Genomic DNA, 21,560 nt, shown 5'->3' with positions numbered 1-21,560 from the left:
TTCCTTCGTGTTCAGCGGCCCTGGTTGGCGACCGCGGCGGCGGCTTCCTTCGCCGCCGTCGGGTCGAGGTACGTGCCGCCCAGGCTGAGCGGACGCAGCTGCGGGTCGAGGTCGTAGCGCAGCGGGATGCCGGTCGGGATGTTCAGTTTGGCGATCGCCTCGTCGGAGATCTGGTCGAGGTGCTTGACCAGAGCACGCAACGAGTTGCCGTGCGCGGCCACCAGCACCGTCCGGCCGGCCAGGATGTCCGGCACGATCGAGTCGTACCAGTAGGGCAGCATCCGGTCGACGACGTCCTTGAGGCACTCCGTCCGCGGCATCAGCTCGGTCGGCAGCAGCGCGTAACGGGGGTCGCCCACCTGCGACCACTCGTCGTTGTCGTCGATCGGCGGCGGCGGCGTGTCGTACGACCGGCGCCAGAGCATGAACTGCTCCTCGCCGTACTCGTCGAGGGTCTGCTTCTTGTTCTTGCCCTGCAGGGCGCCGTAGTGCCGCTCGTTGAGCCGCCACGACCGGCGCACGGCGATCCAGTGCCGGTCGGCGGCGTTGAGCGCCAGCTCGGCGGTGCGGATCGCCCGGCGCATCACGCTGGTGTGCACGACGTCCGGCAGCAGGCTGTGCTCGCGCAGCAGCTCGCCGCCACGCCTCGCCTCGCCCTCGCCCTTCTCGGTCAGGTCGACGTCCACCCAGCCGGTGAAGAGGTTCTTGGCATTCCAGTCGCTCTCACCGTGCCGCAGCAGGACCAGCGTCCCGACGGTGGGCCCTTCGCTCGCAGTCATGCGGATCATCCTGCCTCAACCGCCGAGTGGACACGCGGGCACCCGTCGTGACGACCACCACGTGAAAATGCGGATGACCAGCGGCTCCGCCCGCCGCTAGGGTTGTAAGGCACGGCAGTCACATCGGTCATTACTTGCAAGCGGGGCGCCATATGCGGACGATGCGGAGTTGGTTCCGGGACACCACCGGCGGCCTACCGACCACCTTCTGGTACCTGTGGTCAGGGACCCTGATCAACCGACTCGGCTCGTTCGTCCTCGTCTTCCTCGCCATCTACCTGACCCAGGAACGCGGCTTCTCCGCCTCCCAGGCGGGCCTGGTGATCGGCCTCTGGGGCGTCGGTGGGGCGTTCGGCACGACCGCCGGCGGCACCCTCGCCGACCGGTGGGGCCGGCGACCGACGCTGCTCACCGCACACGTGGGCGCCGCCGCCATGATGCTCGCGCTCGGGCTGGCCCGGGACCTCTGGGCTGTGGCGCTGGGCGCTCTGCTGCTTGGCATGTTCGCCGAGGCGGCCCGGCCCGCGTTCGGCGCGATGATGATCGACGTGGTGCCGGCGAAGGACCGACTGCGCGCGTTCTCGCTCAACTACTGGGCCATTAACCTGGGCTTCGCCTGCGCCGCCATCCTCGCCGGTCTCGCCGCGCAGGCGGACTACCTGCTGCTGTTCGTGGTCGACGCCGGCACCATGCTGGTCACCGCGCTGATCATCTTCGTCAAGGTGCCGGAGACCCGGCAGTCCGGCGCGTCCACCGCCACCGCTTCAAAGGTCTCGCGCGGCGCCCTGCGCACGATCCTCACCGACCGGGTCTACCTCGGCTTCGTGGCACTCAACCTGTTCGCCGCGCTGGTCTTCCTCCAGCACATCTCGATGCTGCCGATCGCGATGGGCGACGACGGGCTGAGCCCCGCCACCTACGGCTCGGTCATCGCGCTCAACGGCATCCTCATCGTGGTCGGCCAACTCTTCGTACCCCGTCTGATCCGGGGTCGGAGCCGCTCACACGTGCTCGCGCTGGCCTCCGTGGTGATGGGCGTCGGGTTCGGGCTGACCGCGTTCGCCGGCACCGCCTGGCTCTACGGGTTGACAGTGCTGATCTGGACGGTGGGCGAGATGCTGAACTCGCCGTCCAACTCCACGCTGATCGCCGAGCTGTCCCCGGCCGAGCTGCGCGGTCGCTACCAGGGCGTGTTCTCCCTCTCCTGGCAGATCGCCGGAGCCAGCGCGCCGATCCTCGGTGGCCTGGTGCGCGAGCACGTCGGCAACGACGCGCTCTGGTACGGCTGCGCCGCGCTGGGCGCCCTGACCGCTGTGGCCCACCTGGTGTCCGGGCCGGCCCGGGAGCGGCGCGCCACCGAGCTACGTCGCTCCGGCGAAGCGTTGGCGCCGGTCACCGCCGACCGGGGAACCCAGCCCGCCGAGGCCGTCGCCTGACGACACGCCCGAAGATCAGACCTGGACTGGCGCGACGCGGCTCGAGTTTTCTACCGTGCAGAGGAAACGGTTAAGAAACTGAACTGTCGGGAGGACGGTTGCACGCCGTGCGGCGCTGGTGGCACGACACCGCGGGCGGGCTCCCCGCCACCTTCTGGTACCTCTGGGTCGGCCTACTGATCAACCGGGCCGGCGCCTTCGCCATGCTGTTCCTCTCGCTCTACCTCACCGACGTACGCGAGGCGAGTGTCGGGCTCGCCGGCACCGTCGTCGGCCTGTACGGGGCCGGCGGCGCGGCAGGTGTGCTGCTCGGCGGGGTGCTGGCCGACCGATGGGGCCGACGGGCGACTCTGCTCGCCGCGCACCTGACGACTGCCGCACTGATGGTGGCGCTCGCCTTCAGCCAGTCCCTCCTCCTCATCGCGGTGCTCGCCGCGCTGGTCGGCGTGGTCCACTCGATGCCCAGTCCGGCATTCGTCGCGGCGATCGTCGACGTGGTGCCCGCCGAACGCCGCTCGCGCGCGTTCAACCTCCAGTTCTGGGCGTTCAACCTGGGCATGGCTGTCGCCTCGTTGCTCGCCGGGGTGCTGGCCGAGGCGAGCTTCACCGCCCTGTTCCTGGTCGACGCCGCCGCCACGCTGACAGCCGCCGTCGTCATCGGCTGGAAGGTGCCGGAGACCCTGCGCCTGGCCACGTCGCCAGCCGACCAGGCACCCGCCGCCGGTCCGGCACCGAGGTCCCTCCGGACCCGCCGACCAGGACTGCACACCGCCCTCACCGACCGAACCTTCCTGGTCTTCGTCGGGCTCACCTTCGTCCTGGCCGTGCTCACCATGCAGACGTCGACGATCATGCCGCTGGCCATGCGCGCGGACGGCCTGGGCCCATCGGCGTACGGGCTGGTGGTGGCGCTCGGCGGCGCGCTGATCGTGATCGGGCAACTGTTCGTACCCCGGCTGATCGACCGACACCGCAAGGACGTCGTGCTGGCCACCTCCACCGCACTGCTCGCGCTCGGTTTCGGGGTGCTCGCCGTCGCCGACGAGCTGGCCGTCTACCTGGGTGCCGCGGTGGTCTGGACGGTGGGCTCGATGATCGCCGCACCGCCCAACGCACAGATCAACGCCGACCTGGCACCGCCCCAACTACGGGCGCGCTACCAGTCGGTCTTCTACCTGACGTTCCCGGCCGCCGCATTCGTCGCCCCCACCCTCGGCGGGGTGAGCCTCCAACACCTCGGCGACCGGCACTGGCTGATCGTGGGTGGGCTGGGCCTGCTGGCCGCACTCGGGCACCTGCTGGCCGGACCGCCCCGGGAACGGCACGTCACCGCACTGCAGAAAGCCGCGGAGCCACTCACACCCGCAGACCGGATATCGGCGTCGTAATTGCCGCAACAACGCAAAGCGCCCACCACTACCCGAAGGTTGTGGTGGGCACCCGCCGGTGGGGCCGGCGGCGGCGGGCAACACTCACCCCCGTAAGCATCGCCCGCTCACGCCGCCGGTCCAAACAGGTGGTCACCGTCCCCCAACGGCTAATCCACCCGTCCCCTCGCGTCTCGCCTGGTGCACGGATCTGATCGATCCGCCGCTCCCCCGAACGTTTCCAAGCGTGACGCGGCGCAATAAAGCTAGTTCGCCCGGATTCTGGATTCAACCCAGAACGGCTGTCTCGCCCGTCACAACTGACGAGTATCCGCTGCTCCGGCCTCGGTCATTGGCAACAGCCGCGTACCCGCCGGCCATTCCCGCAAACACCTCAACCGTCTTCCCGATCGGGTGACTCGGTCCGGAAGAAGTTGCTCGGCCGACCGTCCCGCAACTGTTCCTGATAAATCAGGTTCAGCCGCCGCAGGTCGAAGGTGTAGAACCACTCATCCCAGGTGATCTCACGGATTCGGCCGCTTTCCCGGTATCCGGGGATGTTGAAGGTCAACACACCCGCCCGACCATCCCGCTCGGTGCCGGCGATGGTCGCCGGCTTGGCGCCCCGATCCCGGGCCCACCGCTGGATCACCTCGTGATTCGCGGTGATCAGGCTCCGCCCGGGCCGCTCCGGCCGATCCATCGTCGACGAGATCACCTGCGAGCTTCGGACCGACCGCCCGGTTCCCCGTCCGGTCCGGATCCCGCCGGCCGCCGCCGAAGGAGGCGCGGTGCGCTTGGCAGGTGCCGCACGCTTCGCCGCCGGCCGCGCCGACGCCTTCTTGGCTGGTGCCTTCTTGGCCGGTGCCTTCTTGGCCGCCACCTTCCGCGCGGAGGCCGCCTTCCGCGCCGACGCGGTACGGGCCGTCGCTGTCTTGCGCGCGGCGGTCGACTTGCTCGCCGCTGTCGTCTTCTTCGCGGGAGCCGCCTTGCGCGCGCCCGTGGTCGCCCGCACCGACGTCGTCCTCGTCGCGGCGGTGGTCCTCTTCGCCGCGGTGGTCTTCTTCGCAGCGGTGGTCTTCTTCGCAGCGGTCGTTCTCTTCGCGGCGGTCGTCTTCTTCGCGGCGGTCGTCTTCTTCGCGGCGGCCCGCTTCGCGGGAGCGCTCTTGTTCGCCGGCGCGGCCTTCGCGCGACCAGGTGCCGCCCTCGCCGCCGACTTCTTCGTCGCGGCGGCCCGACCGGCCGACGCCCTGGTGCCGGTGGCCCGACCAGCCGGTCCGGTGCTACGCCGACCCGCGCCAGAGGCACCGGACCGCAGCGAGCGGACCAACTGTTTCACCAGCTCGGGCTTGCGCAGCGCGGAGATCCCGGAGACCCCTCGTTTGCGCAGTTGCCCGCGGATGTCGTCCACCCGCATCCGGGAGATCTCCGACTCGGAGACTCCCGGGGTACCCGGCGTCTGGTTGCCGGCCTGCCGTTTGGTAGTGGTCGCAGTCCCGCCGCGACCTGAGCTGTTCCGCTGAGCCATGGGACGCTCCGCTCCTCGACACTCCGTCCTCGGCGCGCGGGGGTCCCTTGCCGCACCGCGCGGTGCGGCATACCCGTCAGGAGCAGTCCGAACCTCTGCCGGGTCAGGCCGGGTCTGGGCCGGCGCCGGAGGGCTCGAAGAGATGCGCGAACGCGGCCAGGTTGGCGGTCGACTCGCCGCGCTTGACCCGCCACTCGTACTCGCGCCGGATCGAGCTGCCGAAGCCGATTTCCAGCATCGTGTCGAACGACTCGTCGGCGTACGTGAGCACCGACCCGAGCAGCCGGTCCAACTCGTCGGCGTCCACGCCGGCCGGGTTGACCCGCCCGGTCAGGTAGACGTCGCCGACGGCGTCGGTGGAGAAGGAGACGCCGTACATCCGCGCGTTGCGCTGCAACAGCCAGGCCCACAACTCCTCGCGCCGCTCGTCGGGCTGGCGCATCACGAACGCCTCGATCCGCAGCGCGTGCTCGCCGACGATCAGGTTGCAGACCGTCTTTAGCTTGTGGGTGCCCGGCAGGGTCACCGCGTACGAGTCGGGGCCGGTCGACTCCCAGGCCAGGTCCCGCTCGGCGCAGACCGACTCGATCAGGGTCGCAAGATCGCTCTTCGGGCTCACCGGACCCACTCTACGACCGACCTGGCCGGCGCACCTGTCGACGACCGACGCCCCGGGTCACCAGGAGCAGGAGAGCGCGGGATCACACGCCAGGTCAGCCGCGAGCCGAGCGCGGTGCGCGGCGATGGCCTCGCCGTACACACCGAGCAGACCTGCGACCGTGCGGTCCCAGGAGAAGTGGCGGGCGTGCTGCGCGGCGCCGTGGGCCAGCGTCGCCCGGCGGGCCCGGTCCGGCAGCAGGTGGCCCAGCGCGCGGGCCCAGTCGACCGGGTCGTGGCCGTCGATGAGTACGCCGCTGACCTGATCCCGCACGGCGGTGACCAGTCCTCCGACGGCGGCGGCCAGCACCGGCGTACCGCAGGCCTGCGCCTCCAGGGCGACCAGCCCGAACGATTCGTTGTGCGACGGCACCGCGACCAGGTCGGCCGCCCGGTACAGCGCCGGCAGGTCGTCCCCGGTGAGCGGTGGCAGGAACCGCACCCCGTCGGTGACCCCGAGCGTGGCGGCCAGCTCGATCAGCGCTGTCGGCCGGTCCAGCCCACTGCCGCTGGGACCACCGCAGATGACCACCGTCACCTGCTCGGCGAGTGCCGGGTCGCGCTCACGCAGGGCGGCAACCGCACGGATCAACACGTCGGGGGCCTTGAGCGGCTGGATCCGACCGACGAAGGCGACGACGTACCCGTCGGTCGGCAGCCCGAGCCGGCGGCGAGCCTCGCGGGCAGCCGCGGACCGGTCGCCCGGCGCGGGGCGGAACCGGTCCAGGTCGACTCCCGGTTGTACGACGGACACCCGGGTCGGGTCGGCGTCGTAGCGGGCGATGAGGTCGCTGGCCTCGACCCGGGTGTTGGCGACCAGCCGGTCGGCCTCGGCGACGACCTGCTCCTCGCCGATGACGCGGGCCTTCGGCTCCGGCCGGTCACCGGCCGCGAGCTGAGCGTTCTTGACCTTCGCGAGGGTGTGCGCGGTGTGCACCAGCGGCACCCCCCACCGCTCCTTGGCCAGCCAGCCGACCTGGCCGGAGAGCCAGTAGTGGGAGTGGATCAGGTCGTAGTGCCCGGGCGGGCGCGACGCCTCGGCGCGCAGCACCCCGGCGGTGAAGGCGCAGAGCTGCCCGGGTAGTTCCTCCTTGGTGAGGCCCTCCAGGGGGCCGGAGGTGATGTGCCGGACCTGCACGCCGGGTGCCATCTCGACCACCGGGGGAAGGTCACCGGAGGTGGCCCGGGTGAAGATCTCCACCTCGACGTTGGCCTCGGCGAGTCGCCGGGCGACTTCGAGGATGTAGACGTTCATCCCACCGGCGTCGCCCGTGCCGGGCTGGTGCAGGGGGGAGGTGTGCACCGAGAGGGTGGCGATGCGGTGGGGCCGGGGCCACGGTCGGGCACCTCGTTGCCGCCCGACGCCGGTGTGCATTTCCGCCACATCCGCTCCTTCTTCACGGTTGATGCCGTCTCGCACGACCGGCGCTTCTCGGTCAACCTTTACGCCGGATGTCATCTTCCCCATCGGGCATCGGAAATTCCCCAGCGCGGCCCCCACGCGTGACGGACCTCATCACCGGACGCCGTCGATGGCTGCCCCGCGCCCGGTCGGGGCGGGTCGTGTAGCCGGGGGGACAATGCCGCTATGACCTCTGTCGCCATCGTCACCGGAGCGTCCAGCGGAATCGGCGCGGCCACCGCCCGCCGGCTCGCCGCCGAGGGCTTCCACGTGCTCGCCGCCGCCCGCCGAGCCGATCGGCTCGCCGACCTCGTCGCCGAGATCACCGCCTCCGGCGGGCAGGCCACCGCCGTGACCTGCGACATCACCTCGGACGAGTCGGTGGCCGCACTGGCCGAGACCGCCGCCCAGGCACCCGGGCCGGTCACCCTGCTGGTCAACAACGCTGGCGGGGCGCGCGGACTGGACCCGGTGGAGTCCGGCTCGGTCGCCGACTGGCAGTGGATGTACGACGTCAACGTGCTCGGCACGCTGCGGGTCACCCAGGCGTTGCTGCCGGCGCTGGAGGCGTCCGGCTCGGGCACCATCGTGGTGGTCTCCTCCACCGCCGGCCTGACCGTCTACGAGGGCGGGGGTGGCTACACGGCGGCGAAGCACGCGCAGACCGCCATCGCCGGCACGCTCCGCCTGGAGTTGTGCGGCCGGCCGCTGCGGGTGATCGAAATCGACCCGGGCATGGTGAAGACCGAAGAGTTCGGGTTGGTTCGCTTCGAGGGCGACGCGGAACGGGCAGCTGCGGTCTACGCCGGGGTGCCGGGGCCGCTGGTCGCCGAGGACGTCGCCGACTGCATCGCCTGGTGCGCGACCCGCCCGGAGCACGTGAACATCGACCGGCTGGTGGTCCGGCCGCGGGCGCAGGCCGCCCAGCACAAGGTGCACCGGGTCTCCTGACTCGGGACCCGGGCGCATGAGCGGGGCTCCACGACGCCGACCCCTGGGGGTGGTCACCCGGGGCACGACCAACCCGAACCGGCTGCGTCGGGTGGACAACTGGATCGTCGCCACCTGCGCCGACCGACTGCGGGAGGCGAACGATCCGCTGGTGGTCGACCTCGGCTACGGCGCCACTCCGGTCACCGCCGTGGAACTGCGCGCCCGGTTGGCGGCCGGGGTCCGTCCGGACGTACGGCTGGTCGGGTTGGAGATCGATCCGGCCCGGGTGGCCGCGGCGGCCCCGGCCGCCGACCCACCTGGCCTGACGTTCGCCCGGGGTGGGTTCGAGTTGGCCGGGCTCCGGCCCGTGCTGGTCCGCGCGTTCAACGTGCTGCGGCAGTACGACGAGAGCGAGGTGCCGCACGCCTGGCGGACGATGACCGGCGCGCTCGCCCCGGGGGGCGCGCTCGTCGAAGGCACGTGCGACGAGTTGGGCCGGCTCGCCAGTTGGCTGCTGATCGACGCCGACGGCCCTCGGACGCTGACCCTCGCCGCGAAGCTCACCACGCTGGGCAGCCCGGCGGAGCTGGCCGAGCGGCTACCGAAGGCGCTGATCCACCGCAACGTGCCCGGCGAGCCGGTGCACGATCTGATCCGTGCCCTGGACGACGCCTGGCAGGCTGCCGCCCCGTACGTCACCTTCGGCCCCCGGCAACGCTGGCTGAGAGCTGTGGGCCGCCTCCGGGAGATTGGCTGGCCGGTCCTGGACGGCCCCGCCCGCTGGCGTCAGGGCGAGCTGACCCTCCCCTGGGCGTCGGTGGCACCCAAGGACGGCTAGGGCGCTCTAGAGGGTGCAGTTGACCAGGACGGGCTCGGGGTGGAGGGTCACGCCGAAGCGGGCGTGCACCTCGTCGCGGATGTCGCGAGCCAGGGCCAGCAGGTCGGCGGTCCGGGCGGTGCCGCTGCGGTTGGTGAGGGCGAGGGTGTGCTTGCTGGAGATGGCCGTGCCACCCGGCCCGGGGTGCCCCTTGGTGAAGCCGGCCTTGTCGATCAGCCAGGCCGCGCTGACCTTGACCATGCCGTCGGCTCCGGGCCAGGCGGGCGGGTCGCCCAGGTCGGCGGCGCGTTCCCGGAGCAGCTCGTACGTCGCGCCGTCGAGCACCGGGTTGGTGAAGAAGGAGCCGACCGAGCGGGTGTCCGGGTCGTTGGCGTCGAGCACCATCCCCTTGCCGGCCCGCAGTCGCAGCACCGCCGCTCGGGCGTCCGCCAGCGGCACCTGGTCGCCGACCTCGACACCGAGGGCCCTGGCCAGCTCGGCGTAGCGCACCGGCCCGGAGAGCGGAGACCGGGTGAGCTGGAAGTCGACGGAGAGCACCACCCAGCGGTCCCCGTACTTGAAGATGCTGCCCCGGTAGGCGAACCCGCACTCGGCGGCGGGGATGATCCGGCGGGTGCCGTCGACCCGGTCGTACACCTCGACGCCGGTGATCGTCTCGGCGACCTCCTGGCCGTACGCGCCGACGTTCTGGATCGGGGTCGCGCCGGTCGAGCCGGGGATGCCGGAGAGGCATTCCAGGCCAGCCCAGCCGTTGGCGACGGTGGCGGCCACCAGGTCGTCCCACGGTTCGCCGGCGTCGACGCGTACGGTGACCGATTCGACGTCCTCCGCGACGACCTGGAGGCCTCGGGAGCGCACCAGGACGACGGTGCCGGGGAAGCCGGCGTCGCCGATGACCACGTTGCTGCCACCGGCCAGGATCAGGACCGGCTCGTCCGCGGCGCGGACCGCCCGGATGATCTCGTCGGCGCTGCCGGCGGCCACGATCCGCGCGGGTGTCCCACCCGTCCCTAGGGTCGTGTAGCTGGCCAGTGGACCAGGGATGGCACGATCGGCTGCGGTTGTCGGCTGGGCGGAGGCGTCTGGCACGCCCTTCACCTTAGGCTGACTGATAGCCGTGGCACCCACTGGTCGCCCGGCACCCCCGGGAGGATGGCGATGAGCAGACTGCAGGGCAGCAAGGATTTTTGGATCGGGGCGCTCCGGGCGGAGGGTCCGGCTTTCGCGGCGGCGGTCGCCGAGGCGCCGCCGGAGACACCGGTGCTGTCCTGTCCGGGCTGGACGGTCAACGACGTCACACTGCACCTCGCCGGCATCTACCAGTGGGTTTCGTCGTTCGTCGGCTCCGGCTCGACCACCCAGCCGGCCCGCCGGGTCCCCCTTGAGGCGGAGCCGGGCGTGAGCCCTCTCCAGGTGTGGCAGCAGGGGTACGACCGGCTGCTGACCGTGTTCGATGGCCTGGACCCGGAGGCGCCGGCGTGGAACTGGGCGCCGCAGCCGAAGAAGGCCGGCTTCTGGCCGCGTCGGATGGCGCACGAGACCGCTGTGCACCGGTGGGACGCCCAGCTCGCGATCGGGGCGGGTGACCCGGTCGAGGCGAAGCTCGCGGCCGACGGGGTGAGCGAGGTGCTGGACACCTGGCTGCCGGCCGGCCGGCGGCAGGTGCCGGGTGACTGGCACGGCGTGGTGCAGCTCTCCGCGACCGACGCCGCTCAGGACTGGTATCTGCGGCTCCGTGGCGAGGGGGTGGCGCTGCTCGACACGGCGACCATCTTCGACCACGACGACCATCACGCCCGCGCGCAGGTCAGCGGCACCGCCAGCGACCTGTTGCTGGCTCTTTGGGGTCGGGTGAGCTTCGAGACGCTGGACGTGGCCGGCGATCCCAACCTGCTGAACGGTCTGCGTACCGGCTGATTGGTTCCACCGCTCCGCGAGGGCGTCACCCATCGACGGGTGACGCCCTCGCGTACGTCGTGGGTCACGTCGGGATATCAAAGAGAGCGCTCTCTTGACAGCGGGTTGAGTGCCCACCACCCTGTCGTGAGAGCGCTCTCTTGCCTATCGATCACCACCGACCACCTTGAGAGAGGTCGAAACCCATGGCTGTCTTCCCGCGCCGCCGCCTCGCCGCGGTGGCCCTCGCCGCGACCACCGCCCTGCTCGTCACCGCCGGCTGCGGCGGCGGCGACGAAGAGGGCGGGGACGGTCCGGTCACCCTCACCGTCGACGTCTTCGGCCAGTTCGGCTACGAGCAGCTCTACAAGGACTACATGGCCGCGAACCCCGACGTGAAGATCGTCGAGCGCGGCACCGGCACCAACCTCGACGAGTACTCCCCGAAGCTGACCCAGTGGCTCGCCGCCGGCCGGGGCGCCGGCGACGTCGTGGCCATCGAGGAAGGGCTGATGGTCGAGTACAAGGCGAACCCCGGCAACTTCGTCAACCTGCTGGACCACGGCGCCGCCGACCTCAAGGGCAACTTCCTCGAATGGAAGTGGAACGCCGGGCTGACCGCCGACGGCAAGCAGCTCATCGGCCTCGGCACCGACGTCGGTGGCATCGCCATCTGCTACCGCAAGGACCTCTTCTCCAAGGCCGGCCTGCCCACCGAGCGGGACGCCGTCTCCCAGCTCTGGCCGACCTGGCAGGACTACATCGCCACCGGCGAGAAGTTCGTCGCGGCCAAGACCGGCGCGTCCTTCCTCGACGCGGCCACCAACACCTTCAACACCATCCTGCTCCAGACCGCCGGCAACACCACCGGCTACAGCTACTACGACACGAGCGGCAACCTCGTTGTCGACAGCAACCCGGCGGTACGGCAGGCGTGGGACACCACTATGGACATCGTCGACTCGGGCCTCTCCGGCAAGTACGGCTCGTGGTCCGAGGAGTGGGTCTCCGCGTTCAAGCAGTCGAAGTTCGCCACCATCGCCTGCCCCGCCTGGATGACCGGGGTGATCGAGGGCAACGCCGGCCCGGCCGCCCAGGGCAAGTGGGACATCGCCCGGGTGCCCGGCAACGGCGGCAACTGGGGTGGGTCACACCTCGCCGTACCCAAGCAGAGCAAGCACCAGGCCGAGGCGATCGAGCTGGCGAAGTTCCTGACCAGCGCCAAGGGCCAGATCGGGGCGTTCAAGGAGAAGGGCCCGCTGCCCTCCTCGCCGCAGGCGCTGGACGACCCGGCGATCGCCGGCGCGACCAACGCGTACTTCTCCGGGGCACCGGTCGGCACCATCTTCGGCACCGGCGCGAAGAGCCTCAAGCCGGTCTACATGGGCCCGAAGAACCAGGCCGTCCGCACCGAGGTGGAGAACGCCGTACGGACCGTGGAACTGGGCCAGCGCAACCCGGGGCAGGGCTGGACCGACGCGGTGACCAACGCGAAGAAGGCCGCCGCCAAGTAGCCCAACCCAGCGTGCGGGCGGGCTCCGGTGACCGGAGTCCCGCCCGCACGGCGGAAAGGAGTTCCCGGGCATGACCGTCCAGCTCGACGCCCGTCCGCCGGTCGTACCGGCACCCAAGCGTTCGACGGGTCGCCTCAGCCGGCTCGACACCCGGCTCTCGCCGTACCTCTACATCGCCCCGTTCTTCCTGCTCTTCGCCGTCTTCGGGGCCTACCCGCTGGCGTACACCTTCTGGGTCTCGCTGCACGACTGGGACCTGCTGGGCAGCGAGCACCCCTTCGTCGGGGCGGAGAACTACACCCGCCTGCTGGCCGACGTCGACTTCTGGCACGCGCTGGTCAACACGCTCGGGATCTTCGTCATCTCGACGGTGCCGCAGTTGCTCGCCGCTCTCTGGCTGGCCAACCTGCTCAACCGGGGCCTGCGGGCGCGTACCGCCTGGCGGATGGCCGTGCTCGTCCCCAACGTCACGTCCACCGCCGCGGTGGCGATCGTGTTCGGGGTGATCTTCGGCCGCGAGTTCGGCATGGTCAACTGGCTGCTCGACATGGTCGGTGTGGACGCCATCGGCTGGAAGTCCAACCGGTTCGCCTCCTGGGTGGCCATCTCCGCCATGGTCGACTGGCGGTGGACCGGCTACAACGCGCTGATCCTGCTGGCCGCCATGCAGGCCATTCCCCGCGACCTGTACGAGTCGGCGTCCATCGACGGCGCGAACCGGGCCCGGCAGTTCTGGTCCATCACCGTGCCACTGCTCAAGCCGACGATCATCTTCTGCGCCATCATCGCCACCATCGGCGGGTTGCAGCTCTTCACCGAACCGCGCCTGTTCCACTCCGGCACCAACCCGATCCGCGGTGGGCCGATGCGCGAGTCGCAGACGCTGACCATGTACATGTTCGAGAACGCCTTCGCGCCGCACTACAACTTCGGGTACGGCTCGGCCGTGGCCTGGCTGCTCTTCGCGCTCATCGCGATCGTCGCGGCGATCAACGTACTGGTCCTCCGCCGTCTCGGCGGCGACTCGGGCCCCACAACCCGGAAGGGAGCGGCCCGATGAGCCGGCTCTGGCGGGCCAGCCCGCTCACCTACCTGGCCCTGATCGTCGCCGGCGGCCTGTCGGTCTTCCCGATCTGGTGGATGTTCGTGGTCGCCAGCCGGTCCAGCGACGCGATGGGGCAACTGCCGCCGCCGATGACGCCCGGCGGCAACCTCGGCGCCAACATCGCCCGACTGTTCGACAACACCGACGCGTACTTCCTGACCGGGCTGATCAACTCGACGATCGTGGCCACCACGGTCACCATCTCCGTGGTCCTGTTCTCCAGCCTGGCCGGGTTCGCCTTCGCCAAACTGCGGTTCCGGGGGCGCAACGCGCTGCTGCTGGTCATCATCGCGACCATGATGGTGCCGACCCAGCTCGGCGTGATCCCGCTGTACCTGCTGATGACCAAGCTGGAGTGGAACGACCGACTCCCCGCGGTCATCGTGCCGGCGCTGGTCACCGGCTTCGGGGTGTTCATGATGCGGCAGTACGCCGGCCAGGCGGTCAGCGACGAGCTGATCGAGGCCGCCCGGATGGACGGCTGCGGCACCGCCCGGATCTGGTGGCACGTCGTCCTGCCCGCGCTGCGTCCCGCTGCCGCCGTCCTCGGCCTACTCACGTTCATGACTACCTGGAACGACTTCCTGTGGCCGTACGCTGTGCTGAACGACCCGGCGAATCCGACAGTGCAACTCTCCCTGCGGGCACTGTCGGACGGGTACTACCAGGACATGTCGCAGGTGTTCACCGGGACAGCCATCGCGACGCTGCCCCTGCTGTTGGTGTTCGTGTTGTTCGGCCGGCAGATCATCGGCGGGATCATGGAAGGTGCGGTCAAGGCGTGAGCGAGATCCGATTTCCCGAACACTTCCTCTGGGGTGCGGCCACCGCCGCGTACCAGATCGAGGGCGCGGCCCGCGACGACGGCCGCGGACCGTCCATCTGGGACACCTTCAGCCGTACGCCGGGCCGGGTCTACCAGGGCCACACCGGCGACGTCGCCTGCGACCACTACCATCGGTACGCCGACGACGTGGCGCTGATGTCCGAGTTGGGCCTGCGGGCGTACCGCTTCTCGGTCGCCTGGCCCCGGATCCAGCCGGACGGCACCGGCCCGGCCAACCCGCGCGGGCTGGACTTCTACGACCGGCTCACCGACGCGCTGCTCGCTCGGGGAATCGACCCGATCGTCACCCTCTACCACTGGGACCTGCCCCAGGCCCTCGGCGACCGAGGCGGCTGGACCAACCGGGACACGGCCGAGCACTTCGCCACGTACGCCACGGCCGTGTACGCCCGCCTCGGCGACCGGATCGACACGTGGACCACCCTCAACGAGCCGTGGTGCTCGGCCTACCTCGGCTACGCCAACGGAATACACGCCCCCGGCGAGCAGGACCCGGGGGCGGCCTTCAGCGCCGTACACCATCTGCTGCTCGGGCACGGCCTCGCGGCGCGGGCGCTGCGGACGGCCGGCGCGCGCAGCGTCGGCATCACCCTCAACCCGGCCGATGTACGCCCGGCCGACCCGGAGAGCGCGGCGGACGCCGCAGCGGTCCGCCTGGTCGACGGCCTGCACAACCGGATCTTCCTCGACCCGCTGCTGGCCGGCGGCTACCCGGACGACGTTCGCGAGCACGTGGCACGGATCGTCGAACCGACATTCATCCGCGACGGTGACGAGAAGCTGATCGCCGCCCCGATCGACCTGCTCGGGATCAACTACTACGCGCCCGGCTACGTGGCAGGTCGACCCGACGGCGCTGGCAACAGCGCGTACCCGGGCACCGAGGGCACTGTGCACTTCGTGCCGCCGACCGGGCCACTGACCGACATGGGCTGGATGATCGAGCCGGCCGGGCTGACCCGGCTGCTGGAACGGATCGCCACCGACTACCCCGGCGTGCCGCTGCTCATCACCGAGAACGGTGGGGCTTTCCCTGACAAGCCCGGCGCCGACTCGCCCGACGGGCCGACCCAGGTGATCGACACCGATCGCATCGCCTACCTCGACGGGCACCTGCGCGCGGCGCACGAGGCGATCTCCCGGGGCGTGGACCTGCGCGGTTATCTCGTATGGTCATTACTGGACAACTTCGAGTGGGCGGAGGGTTACCGCAAGCGGTTCGGGATCGTGCACGTCGACTACCTGACCCAGCGGCGCACACCGAAGGCCAGCGCCCGGTGGTACCAGGAGGTGATCTCCCGGAACGGGCTGTGACGAGCGGGGGGGGGAAGGCGCGATGACGACGGCGCAGCGGCCGACGCTCGAAGCGGTGGCGGCGCGGGCCGGGGTGTCCCGTGCCACCGTGTCCCGGGTGGTCAACGGCTCCACCACGGTGGCCGAGCCGATCCGGGAGGCGGTCACCCGGGCCGTCGCCGAGTTGGGGTACGTGCCCAACCTCGCCGCCCGCAGCCTGGTCACCCAACGCACCGACTCGATCGCCCTGGTCATGCCGGAGGCCGCCACCCGGGTCTTCTCCGACGACCAGGTGTTCCCCGGCATCATCAGGGGCGTCAGCCAGGAACTGGAAGCCGCCGACAAGCAACTGGTGCTGATGCTCGCCGGCTCCCCCGCCGGGCATCAACGGGTCGAGCGCTACACCACCGGCCGGCACGTCGACGGGGTGCTGTTCGCCTCGCTGCACGGCGCCGACCCGCTGCCCGGCACGCTGGCCCGCCTCGGCATTCCGGTGGTGGTCAGCGGCCGGCCGCTCGGCGACGTGCCCGTGCCGTACGTCGACGTCGATCACGTGGCCGGAGTGACCGCAGCCGTCCGACACCTGATCGACAGTGGTCGCCGACGGATCGCCACCATCGCCGGGCCACAGGACATGGTCGCCGGCATCGAACGGCTCAGCGGTTACCGCAGCACGGTCGCCGACGCCGGGTTGCCCGAGCTGATCGCCGTCGGCGACTTCACCCGGGAGTCCGGGTCGGCGGCGATGCGGCACCTGCTCAGCGAACACCCCGACCTGGACGGCGTCTTCGCCGCCTCCGACCTGATGGCACACGCCGCCCTACGAACGCTGCGCGAGGCCGGCCGGCGGGTGCCGGAGGACGTCGCGGTGATCGGCTTCGACGACATCGAGACCGCCGCGTACACCGAACCGCCGCTGACCACGGTCCGGCAGCCGATCGTGGAACTCGGCCGCGCCATGACCCGCCAACTGCTCCGGCTCGCCGCCGGGGAGACCATCGAGCAGAGGGTCATGCTCCCCACCGAGTTGATCCGCCGAGCCTCCGCCTGACCCGAGGCCCGCCGTCCCGCCCCAAGATCCGCACAACATCAGGGATGTAGGTGCCTCTCGGCGCTCCGAGGCCCCTATATCCCTGATGTTGCTGCCTCGTTCCCCCGGACACGGGGCGGGGCGGTTAATCCGTCGCTCCGGCGGGAGATGGTCGCTAGCCTCGCCGGCATGTCGGACCCTGTCGCACTGCTGCACGTCCCCGCCCTCTCCGACGTCGCCGAGTACGCGTACGCGGCTGTCGTCGAGCCGCCCGCCCGGCTCGTGTTCACCGCCGGCGCGTGCCCGCTGGACGCCGAGGGCCGCACCGTCGCGCCGGGCGACCACGCCGCGCAGGCCCGGCAGGCGATGGCGAACCTGGAGACCGCCCTCGCGGCGGCCGGTGCCACCCCCACCGACGTCGTAAAGACCACCGTCTACGTGGCGTCGTCGCAGCACAAGGACCTGGTGACCGCATGGGAGGTCGTGCGGGACTTCTTCGGCGACCACGATCCGCCCAGCACCCTGCTGGGGGTGGCCGTGCTCGGCTACACGGACCAGCTCGTCGAGGTCGAGGCCGTCGCGGCCGTACGGACGGGGGCCTGACATGCGGATCCGTGTGGCACAGCCGGACGACGCGCCGGGCGTGGTGGCCCTGCGGACGTTGGTCTTTCCGTACCTGGTTCGCGGTGTCGAGTCGACCCGAAAGATGATCGCCGAACCGCCGCCCGAGGAGGAGTGGACCGCGTTCGTGGCCGAGGTCGACGAGCAGGTGGTCGGTTGGGTGTCCGCCGAACGCATCGGCACGACATCGGCGGCGAACGTCGGTGGCATCAACCTGTTGCACGTGCACCCGGAACACCGGCGACGTGGCACCGGCACCGCCCTGCTGACCGCCGCGACCGACTTCCTCCGCCCGTTGGGAATCCGCCGGGTTCGCGCCATGGCACTGCCCGACGGGCTGCCGTTCGCGCGCCGGCACGGCTACGAGCCCAGCCGGGAGGTGCGCTACTCGGCGCTCGACCTGAATCCAGCACCCGCGCTGCCCGACCCGCCACCGGGCGTGCGGCTGCTCCCGATCGCCGACCTGGACCCGCACCTCCTGTACACGGCGGACGTGGCCTCGGCGGCAGACGAACCGGGCGACGTGCCGGTCGACGCGAAGAGCTACGAGAGCTGGCAGTACGACGTATGGGACAACCTGGGGCTGGACAAGGCCGCCAGCGTCGCGGCCGAGATCGATGGTGAGGTGGTCGCGTTCAGCCTGGTCAAGCGGGACGGGGACCGGATGTGGTCGGACTACACCGGCACCGTTCCGGCGTATCGGGGCCGAGGGCTGGCGCGGCTGGCCAAGACGGCGGCGCTGCACCGGGCCGCTGCGAACGGCGTGCGCGTCGCGTACACCTCGAACGACGAGGCGAACGCGCCGATGCTCGCGATCAACGCCCGACTCGGCTACCGACCGGTGGCATCCCAGTGGTCCTGCCTGGCCGAACTGACCTGATCCGTAACCGGCTGAGCCGCGCGATCAGCACCTGATCTTCGGTGATCAAGTGATGAAAAGTAGGTCCGCGTGGCCCCTGGAACCTACTTTTCATCACTTGATCGAGGCAGAAGCGGAGAACCGGGCCGGTCAGCCGGCCTCGAAGACCTGGCGGGCGACGGCGTGGGTGTCGGCCCCGAACAGCACCAGGCGCGTCTCGGTGACGGCGGTCGGGGTGGCCGAGCGCAGCACGCCGAGGGCCTGGCGGACCGCGTCGTCGATCGGCCAGCCGTAGATGCCGGCAGAGATCAAAGGAAAGGCCACTGTGGTCGCGCCCAGTTCGTCGGCCACCTGGAGGCTGTTGGCGTAGCAGTCGCGCAGCAGCGCGGAACGGTCCTCGTTGCCCGACCAGACCGGCCCGACGGTGTGGATCACCCAACGGGCCGGCAGCTCACCGGCAGTGGTCGCCACCGCCTGCCCGGTCGGCAGTCCTCGGCCGTAGTGGGATGCGCGCAGCGCCCGGCAGTCGGCCAGGATGGCCGGCCCGCCCCGCCGGTGGATGGCCCCGTCGACCCCGCCGCCGCCGAGCAGGGACGAGTTCGCGGCGTTCACGATCGCGTCCACCTGCTGGGTGGTGATGTCGCCCTCGACCAGGATGATCTCCACGGCTAGCTCTCCTCGATCGGCTGGCCGAGCGAGCGCCGGGCCAGCAGGGTGGCACCGGCGACCGCCGCCGGCATGATCAGCACGGCGCCGAGTGGAATGAGGAAGCAGAGGAAGACCGCAACCCCGAAGCCCAGCGAGGTGGGTCGGTCGGCCTTCAGGATCGTCCGGCGCTGGGGCAGCCGCATCCCGCGCCGGTAGAACGGTGCCCCGACCAGCTCCACGGCGAGGAACCAACCACCGACCGCCGCCCCGACAACCGGGACGACCGTCTGACCGACCACCGGGATGAACCCGGCGAGGAAGAGCGGAATCCCGACCAGCGCCGCGAGCGCCACCAGGCGTACTGAGTCCGCGGAGCTGCGGCGCAACGACGACCAGAAGGGCACGTCCACCGCGCCGGGCGTGCCGCCGTACCGCTGCTCGACCTGCTCGGAGATCTTCTCGTAGAACGGGTCGCCGATGACCAGGGTGACGGCGGTGAAGCTGACCACCGCGAGCAGGCCGCCGAGCCCCAGGAAGGCCAGCCCGGCGACCACCCGGACCAGGCTGCGGCCAGTCTTCGACCAGTCGTCGGCGAACGGGGTGACCAGCGCGGCGAGATCGTCCACGAAGTACACCAGGGTGGCGAACGCACCCACGAAGAGCGCGCCGGAGATCAGCGCCGGCACGATGCCGAGCAGCATCAACCCCGGGCTGCGCACATAGAGACCGAGCCCCCGCAGGAGCAGCCCCGCCCCGGCGAGGAAGCGGCCGACGGCCCCGGTCACCGGGCTGGCGATTCTGCTGGCGTCCACGATCGAGCAGCCTAACGACCGGTGATCGAATCCGCCGGGCGGCGAGCGGTACGAGGCAGGATGGGCTGGTGCGCGCCTCCCGACTGATCTCACTGCTGCTGCTGTTGCAGGCACGCGGCTCGATGACGGCGGGCGAGCTGGCACGGGAGCTGGAGGTCTCCGAGCGGACCGTCTACCGGGACGTGCTGGCGCTCTCCGCCGCCGGGGTGCCGGTCTACGCCGACCGGGGTCGGGACGGCGGATACCGGCTGCTCGGCGGTTACCGCACCCGACTGACCGGGCTCACCCGGGACGAGGCGGAAGCGCTCTTCCTCTCCGGGCTGCCCGGACCGGCCGGCGACATGGGGCTCGCCGACGCGGTCGCCGCCGCCGAGTTGAAGGTGCTCGCCGCCCTGCCGCCGGCCCTGCGGGACGCCCCGGCACGTGCGGGGCAGCGGTTCCACCTTGACGTGCCGGGCTGGTTCCGGGAGACCCCGCCCCCACCGTGGCTGACCGACCTGGCCCGCGCGGTCTGGCGCGACCGGGTCGTGGAGTTGCGCTACCGGCGTGGCGACCGGGAGGTGACCAGGCGGGTCCAGCCGTACGGGCTGGTGCTCAAGAGTGGGGCCTGGTATCTGGTCGGCCGGGTCGACGACGACACCCGCACCTACCGGGTGGACCGGGTGACCGGGGTCGAGGTGACCGAGGAGAGCTTCGCGCGGGACGAGGGCTTCGACCTGGCCGGGCACTGGCGCGAGCAGGCCGGGTCGTTCCTGAGGACCATGCTGCGGGCCGAGGCCACCGTCCGGCTCAGCCCGGCGGGTCTGCGCCGGCTCCGGCACCTGGTCGATGCCCCCTTCGTGTACGACGAGGTGGTGGCCGCCGCCGGAGAACCCGACGGGCAGGGCTGGGTGGTGGCCCGGCTGCCCGTCGAGTCCGTCGGGGTGGCGTACCACCAGCTGCTGGGTCTCGGCCCCGAGGTGGAGGTCCTCGACCCACCCGAGTTGCGGCGGTTGTTCACCGACGCGGCCGACCGGTTCCGGGCGCTCTACCGGTAGCCGGTCACGTCCGACGGTTTGCCCGCGTCGACCACCTCGGTGATGTAGCGGAAACCCTCGGGTTGGCTGCCGTCGACGTCGGTGAAGCCGTACACCTTGGACAGCGTGCCCGCGTCGACGGACTGGCCGTTCCAGCGGGCCTTGTCGTCGTCGGCGGCGAGCGCGGCCACCGCCCGGCCGACGAAGGCCGGCGTCTCGGAGATGAGGAAGTTCGGGTCGGTGGCGGCCCCGTCGCGCCAGTTGTCCTCGGTCACGCCGAAGTGCTCCAGCATCGCCTCGGAACGGATCCAGCCGGGGGTGAGCGCGACGGCAGTGCAGCCGTGCGGCTTCAGCTCGTGCGCCTGGCTGAAGGCGAGCCGGTTGACCGACACCTTGGCCAGGTCGTAGAAGAGCGACAGCCGGTAGTTGTCGTCGTTGTACGCCTTGGTGCCGTCGCCCATCTCCACCACCAGGCCGCCGGGCCTGCGGATCAGCAGCGGCAGAGCGAAGTGGCTGGTGATGATGTGCGTGTCGATGGCCAGTCGAAGGGTGCGGAAGCCGGCGTCCAACGGCTGCTCCCACACCGGCTTCTCCCAGGTGACCAGCGGGTCCCCACCCCAGATGTCGTTGACCAGCACGTCGAGTCGGCCCTGTTCGGCGTCGATCCGGGCGACGAGGTCGAGGACCTGCTCGGGCACCAGGTGGTCGACCTGGACGGCGATGCCAGTGCCTCCGGCCCCGGTGACCATCTCGGCGGTCTCCTCGATGGTCTCCGGCCGTTCCATCTCCGATCGGCCAGCCCGGGTGCTGCGGCCGGTGGCGTACACGGTGGCGCCGGCCGCCCCGAGTTGCACGGCGATCTGCCGTCCGGCGCCTCGCGTGGCACCGGCGACGAGCGCGATCTTTCCAGCGAGCGGTTGTGTCATACCCGCGAGGTTGTCAGCGATACCTGACAACCGCCGTCCGAATTACCGAACTG

The 21,560-nt window shown here is 70.9% G+C and carries 21 protein-coding genes; 13 read left to right on the top strand and 8 right to left on the bottom strand.

The window, feature by feature from the left end:
• Positions 1-11: 11 nt before the first annotated feature.
• A complete protein-coding gene (locus tag FHU34_RS04060) occupies positions 12-779 on the bottom strand; it encodes a phosphoglyceromutase (RefSeq protein ID WP_088987447.1) in 768 nt (255 codons plus the stop codon).
• A gap of 152 nt (positions 780-931) precedes the next feature.
• Here FHU34_RS04060 and FHU34_RS04055 point away from each other — a divergent pair, with 152 nt between their 5' ends.
• The gene (locus tag FHU34_RS04055; protein WP_145778765.1) at positions 932-2,215 is read left to right on the top strand and encodes an MDR family MFS transporter; all 1,284 of its coding nucleotides are present in this window, start codon (positions 932-934) and stop codon (positions 2,213-2,215) included.
• A gap of 98 nt (positions 2,216-2,313) precedes the next feature.
• The gene (locus FHU34_RS04050; RefSeq protein WP_145778764.1) at positions 2,314-3,603 is read left to right on the top strand and encodes an MFS transporter; all 1,290 of its coding nucleotides are present in this window, start codon (positions 2,314-2,316) and stop codon (positions 3,601-3,603) included.
• A gap of 373 nt (positions 3,604-3,976) precedes the next feature.
• Here FHU34_RS04050 and FHU34_RS34130 read toward each other — a convergent pair whose 3' ends face one another.
• The 3 genes from FHU34_RS34130 to mshA form a co-directional block, all read right to left on the bottom strand.
• A complete protein-coding gene (locus FHU34_RS34130) occupies positions 3,977-4,900 on the bottom strand; it encodes a hypothetical protein (protein ID WP_341874458.1) in 924 nt (307 codons plus the stop codon).
• A gap of 313 nt (positions 4,901-5,213) precedes the next feature.
• Positions 5,214-5,729, bottom strand: coding sequence for a type III secretion system chaperone family protein (locus FHU34_RS04040; protein ID WP_145778762.1), 516 nt, complete (start codon positions 5,727-5,729; stop codon positions 5,214-5,216).
• A 57-nt stretch (positions 5,730-5,786) separates the two neighbouring features.
• Positions 5,787-7,151, bottom strand: a complete 1,365-nt coding sequence (gene mshA / locus FHU34_RS04035; protein ID WP_145778761.1) for a D-inositol-3-phosphate glycosyltransferase — start codon at positions 7,149-7,151, stop codon at positions 5,787-5,789.
• 204 nt (positions 7,152-7,355) lie between these two features.
• Here mshA and FHU34_RS04030 point away from each other — a divergent pair, with 204 nt between their 5' ends.
• Together FHU34_RS04030 and FHU34_RS04025 are read left to right on the top strand one after the other, a co-directional pair.
• Entirely contained in the window at positions 7,356-8,120 is a 765-nt protein-coding gene (locus FHU34_RS04030; RefSeq protein WP_145778760.1) for an SDR family oxidoreductase, read from the top strand.
• Positions 8,121-8,136: 16 nt separating this feature from the next.
• The gene (locus tag FHU34_RS04025; protein WP_145778759.1) at positions 8,137-8,940 is read left to right on the top strand and encodes a class I SAM-dependent methyltransferase; all 804 of its coding nucleotides are present in this window, start codon (positions 8,137-8,139) and stop codon (positions 8,938-8,940) included.
• A 6-nt stretch (positions 8,941-8,946) separates the two neighbouring features.
• Here the strand turns inward: FHU34_RS04025 and FHU34_RS04020 are convergent, their stop codons facing one another.
• Complete coding sequence (locus tag FHU34_RS04020; protein ID WP_145778758.1) at positions 8,947-10,029, bottom strand: UDP-N-acetylmuramate dehydrogenase; 1,083 nt, start codon at positions 10,027-10,029, stop codon at positions 8,947-8,949.
• 69 nt (positions 10,030-10,098) lie between these two features.
• On the opposite strand from FHU34_RS04020, the gene FHU34_RS04015 reads away from it, so the two are divergent.
• The 8 genes from FHU34_RS04015 to FHU34_RS03980 all read left to right on the top strand — a co-directional run bounded on the left by FHU34_RS04015 (position 10,099) and on the right by FHU34_RS03980 (position 18,126).
• Positions 10,099-10,857: a maleylpyruvate isomerase family mycothiol-dependent enzyme gene (locus FHU34_RS04015; RefSeq protein ID WP_145778757.1), complete on the top strand. Its 759-nt coding sequence runs from the start codon at positions 10,099-10,101 to the stop codon at positions 10,855-10,857.
• Positions 10,858-11,042: 185 nt separating this feature from the next.
• Positions 11,043-12,350, top strand: a complete 1,308-nt coding sequence (locus FHU34_RS04010; RefSeq protein WP_145778756.1) for an ABC transporter substrate-binding protein — start codon at positions 11,043-11,045, stop codon at positions 12,348-12,350.
• Positions 12,351-12,420: 70 nt separating this feature from the next.
• The gene (locus FHU34_RS04005) at positions 12,421-13,410 is read left to right on the top strand and encodes a carbohydrate ABC transporter permease (protein WP_145778755.1); all 990 of its coding nucleotides are present in this window, start codon (positions 12,421-12,423) and stop codon (positions 13,408-13,410) included.
• Positions 13,407-14,240, top strand: a complete 834-nt coding sequence (locus FHU34_RS04000; protein WP_145778754.1) for a carbohydrate ABC transporter permease — start codon at positions 13,407-13,409, stop codon at positions 14,238-14,240. Before FHU34_RS04005 ends, FHU34_RS04000 begins: the two co-directional genes overlap by 4 nt.
• Positions 14,237-15,616, top strand: a complete 1,380-nt coding sequence (locus FHU34_RS03995) for a GH1 family beta-glucosidase (RefSeq protein ID WP_145778753.1) — start codon at positions 14,237-14,239, stop codon at positions 15,614-15,616. Before FHU34_RS04000 ends, FHU34_RS03995 begins: the two co-directional genes overlap by 4 nt.
• A 22-nt stretch (positions 15,617-15,638) precedes the next feature.
• Positions 15,639-16,646 (top strand): LacI family DNA-binding transcriptional regulator, encoded by a 1,008-nt coding sequence (locus FHU34_RS03990; protein ID WP_145778752.1) that lies wholly within the window; start codon positions 15,639-15,641, stop codon positions 16,644-16,646.
• Positions 16,647-16,814: 168 nt separating this feature from the next.
• Positions 16,815-17,228 (top strand): RidA family protein, encoded by a 414-nt coding sequence (locus tag FHU34_RS03985; RefSeq protein WP_145778751.1) that lies wholly within the window; start codon positions 16,815-16,817, stop codon positions 17,226-17,228.
• A 1-nt stretch (position 17,229) separates the two neighbouring features.
• Entirely contained in the window at positions 17,230-18,126 is an 897-nt protein-coding gene (locus tag FHU34_RS03980) for a GNAT family N-acetyltransferase (protein WP_145778750.1), read from the top strand.
• A gap of 129 nt (positions 18,127-18,255) precedes the next feature.
• Here the strand turns inward: FHU34_RS03980 and FHU34_RS03975 are convergent, their stop codons facing one another.
• Together FHU34_RS03975 and FHU34_RS03970 are read right to left on the bottom strand one after the other, a co-directional pair.
• Positions 18,256-18,771 (bottom strand): O-acetyl-ADP-ribose deacetylase, encoded by a 516-nt coding sequence (locus FHU34_RS03975; RefSeq protein WP_145778749.1) that lies wholly within the window; start codon positions 18,769-18,771, stop codon positions 18,256-18,258.
• Between the two features lie 2 nt (positions 18,772-18,773).
• Positions 18,774-19,565 carry an EI24 domain-containing protein gene (locus FHU34_RS03970; RefSeq protein WP_145778748.1) on the bottom strand — a complete coding sequence of 264 codons (792 nt, stop codon included), beginning with the start codon at positions 19,563-19,565 and terminating at the stop codon, positions 18,774-18,776.
• Positions 19,566-19,633: 68 nt separating this feature from the next.
• Here FHU34_RS03970 and FHU34_RS03965 point away from each other — a divergent pair, with 68 nt between their 5' ends.
• Positions 19,634-20,602 carry a helix-turn-helix transcriptional regulator gene (locus tag FHU34_RS03965; protein ID WP_145778747.1) on the top strand — a complete coding sequence of 323 codons (969 nt, stop codon included), beginning with the start codon at positions 19,634-19,636 and terminating at the stop codon, positions 20,600-20,602.
• Here the strand turns inward: FHU34_RS03965 and FHU34_RS03960 are convergent.
• The gene (locus FHU34_RS03960; RefSeq protein WP_145778746.1) at positions 20,593-21,507 is read right to left on the bottom strand and encodes an SDR family oxidoreductase; all 915 of its coding nucleotides are present in this window, start codon (positions 21,505-21,507) and stop codon (positions 20,593-20,595) included. The genes FHU34_RS03965 and FHU34_RS03960 overlap by 10 nt on opposite strands.
• Positions 21,508-21,560: the final 53 nt, after the last annotated feature.

It is taken from the genome of Micromonospora taraxaci, from assembly GCF_007830095.1.
Classification (GTDB): Bacteria; Actinomycetota; Actinomycetes; order Mycobacteriales; family Micromonosporaceae; genus Micromonospora; species Micromonospora taraxaci.
This window is presented reverse-complemented; position numbering and strand designations above follow the sequence as displayed.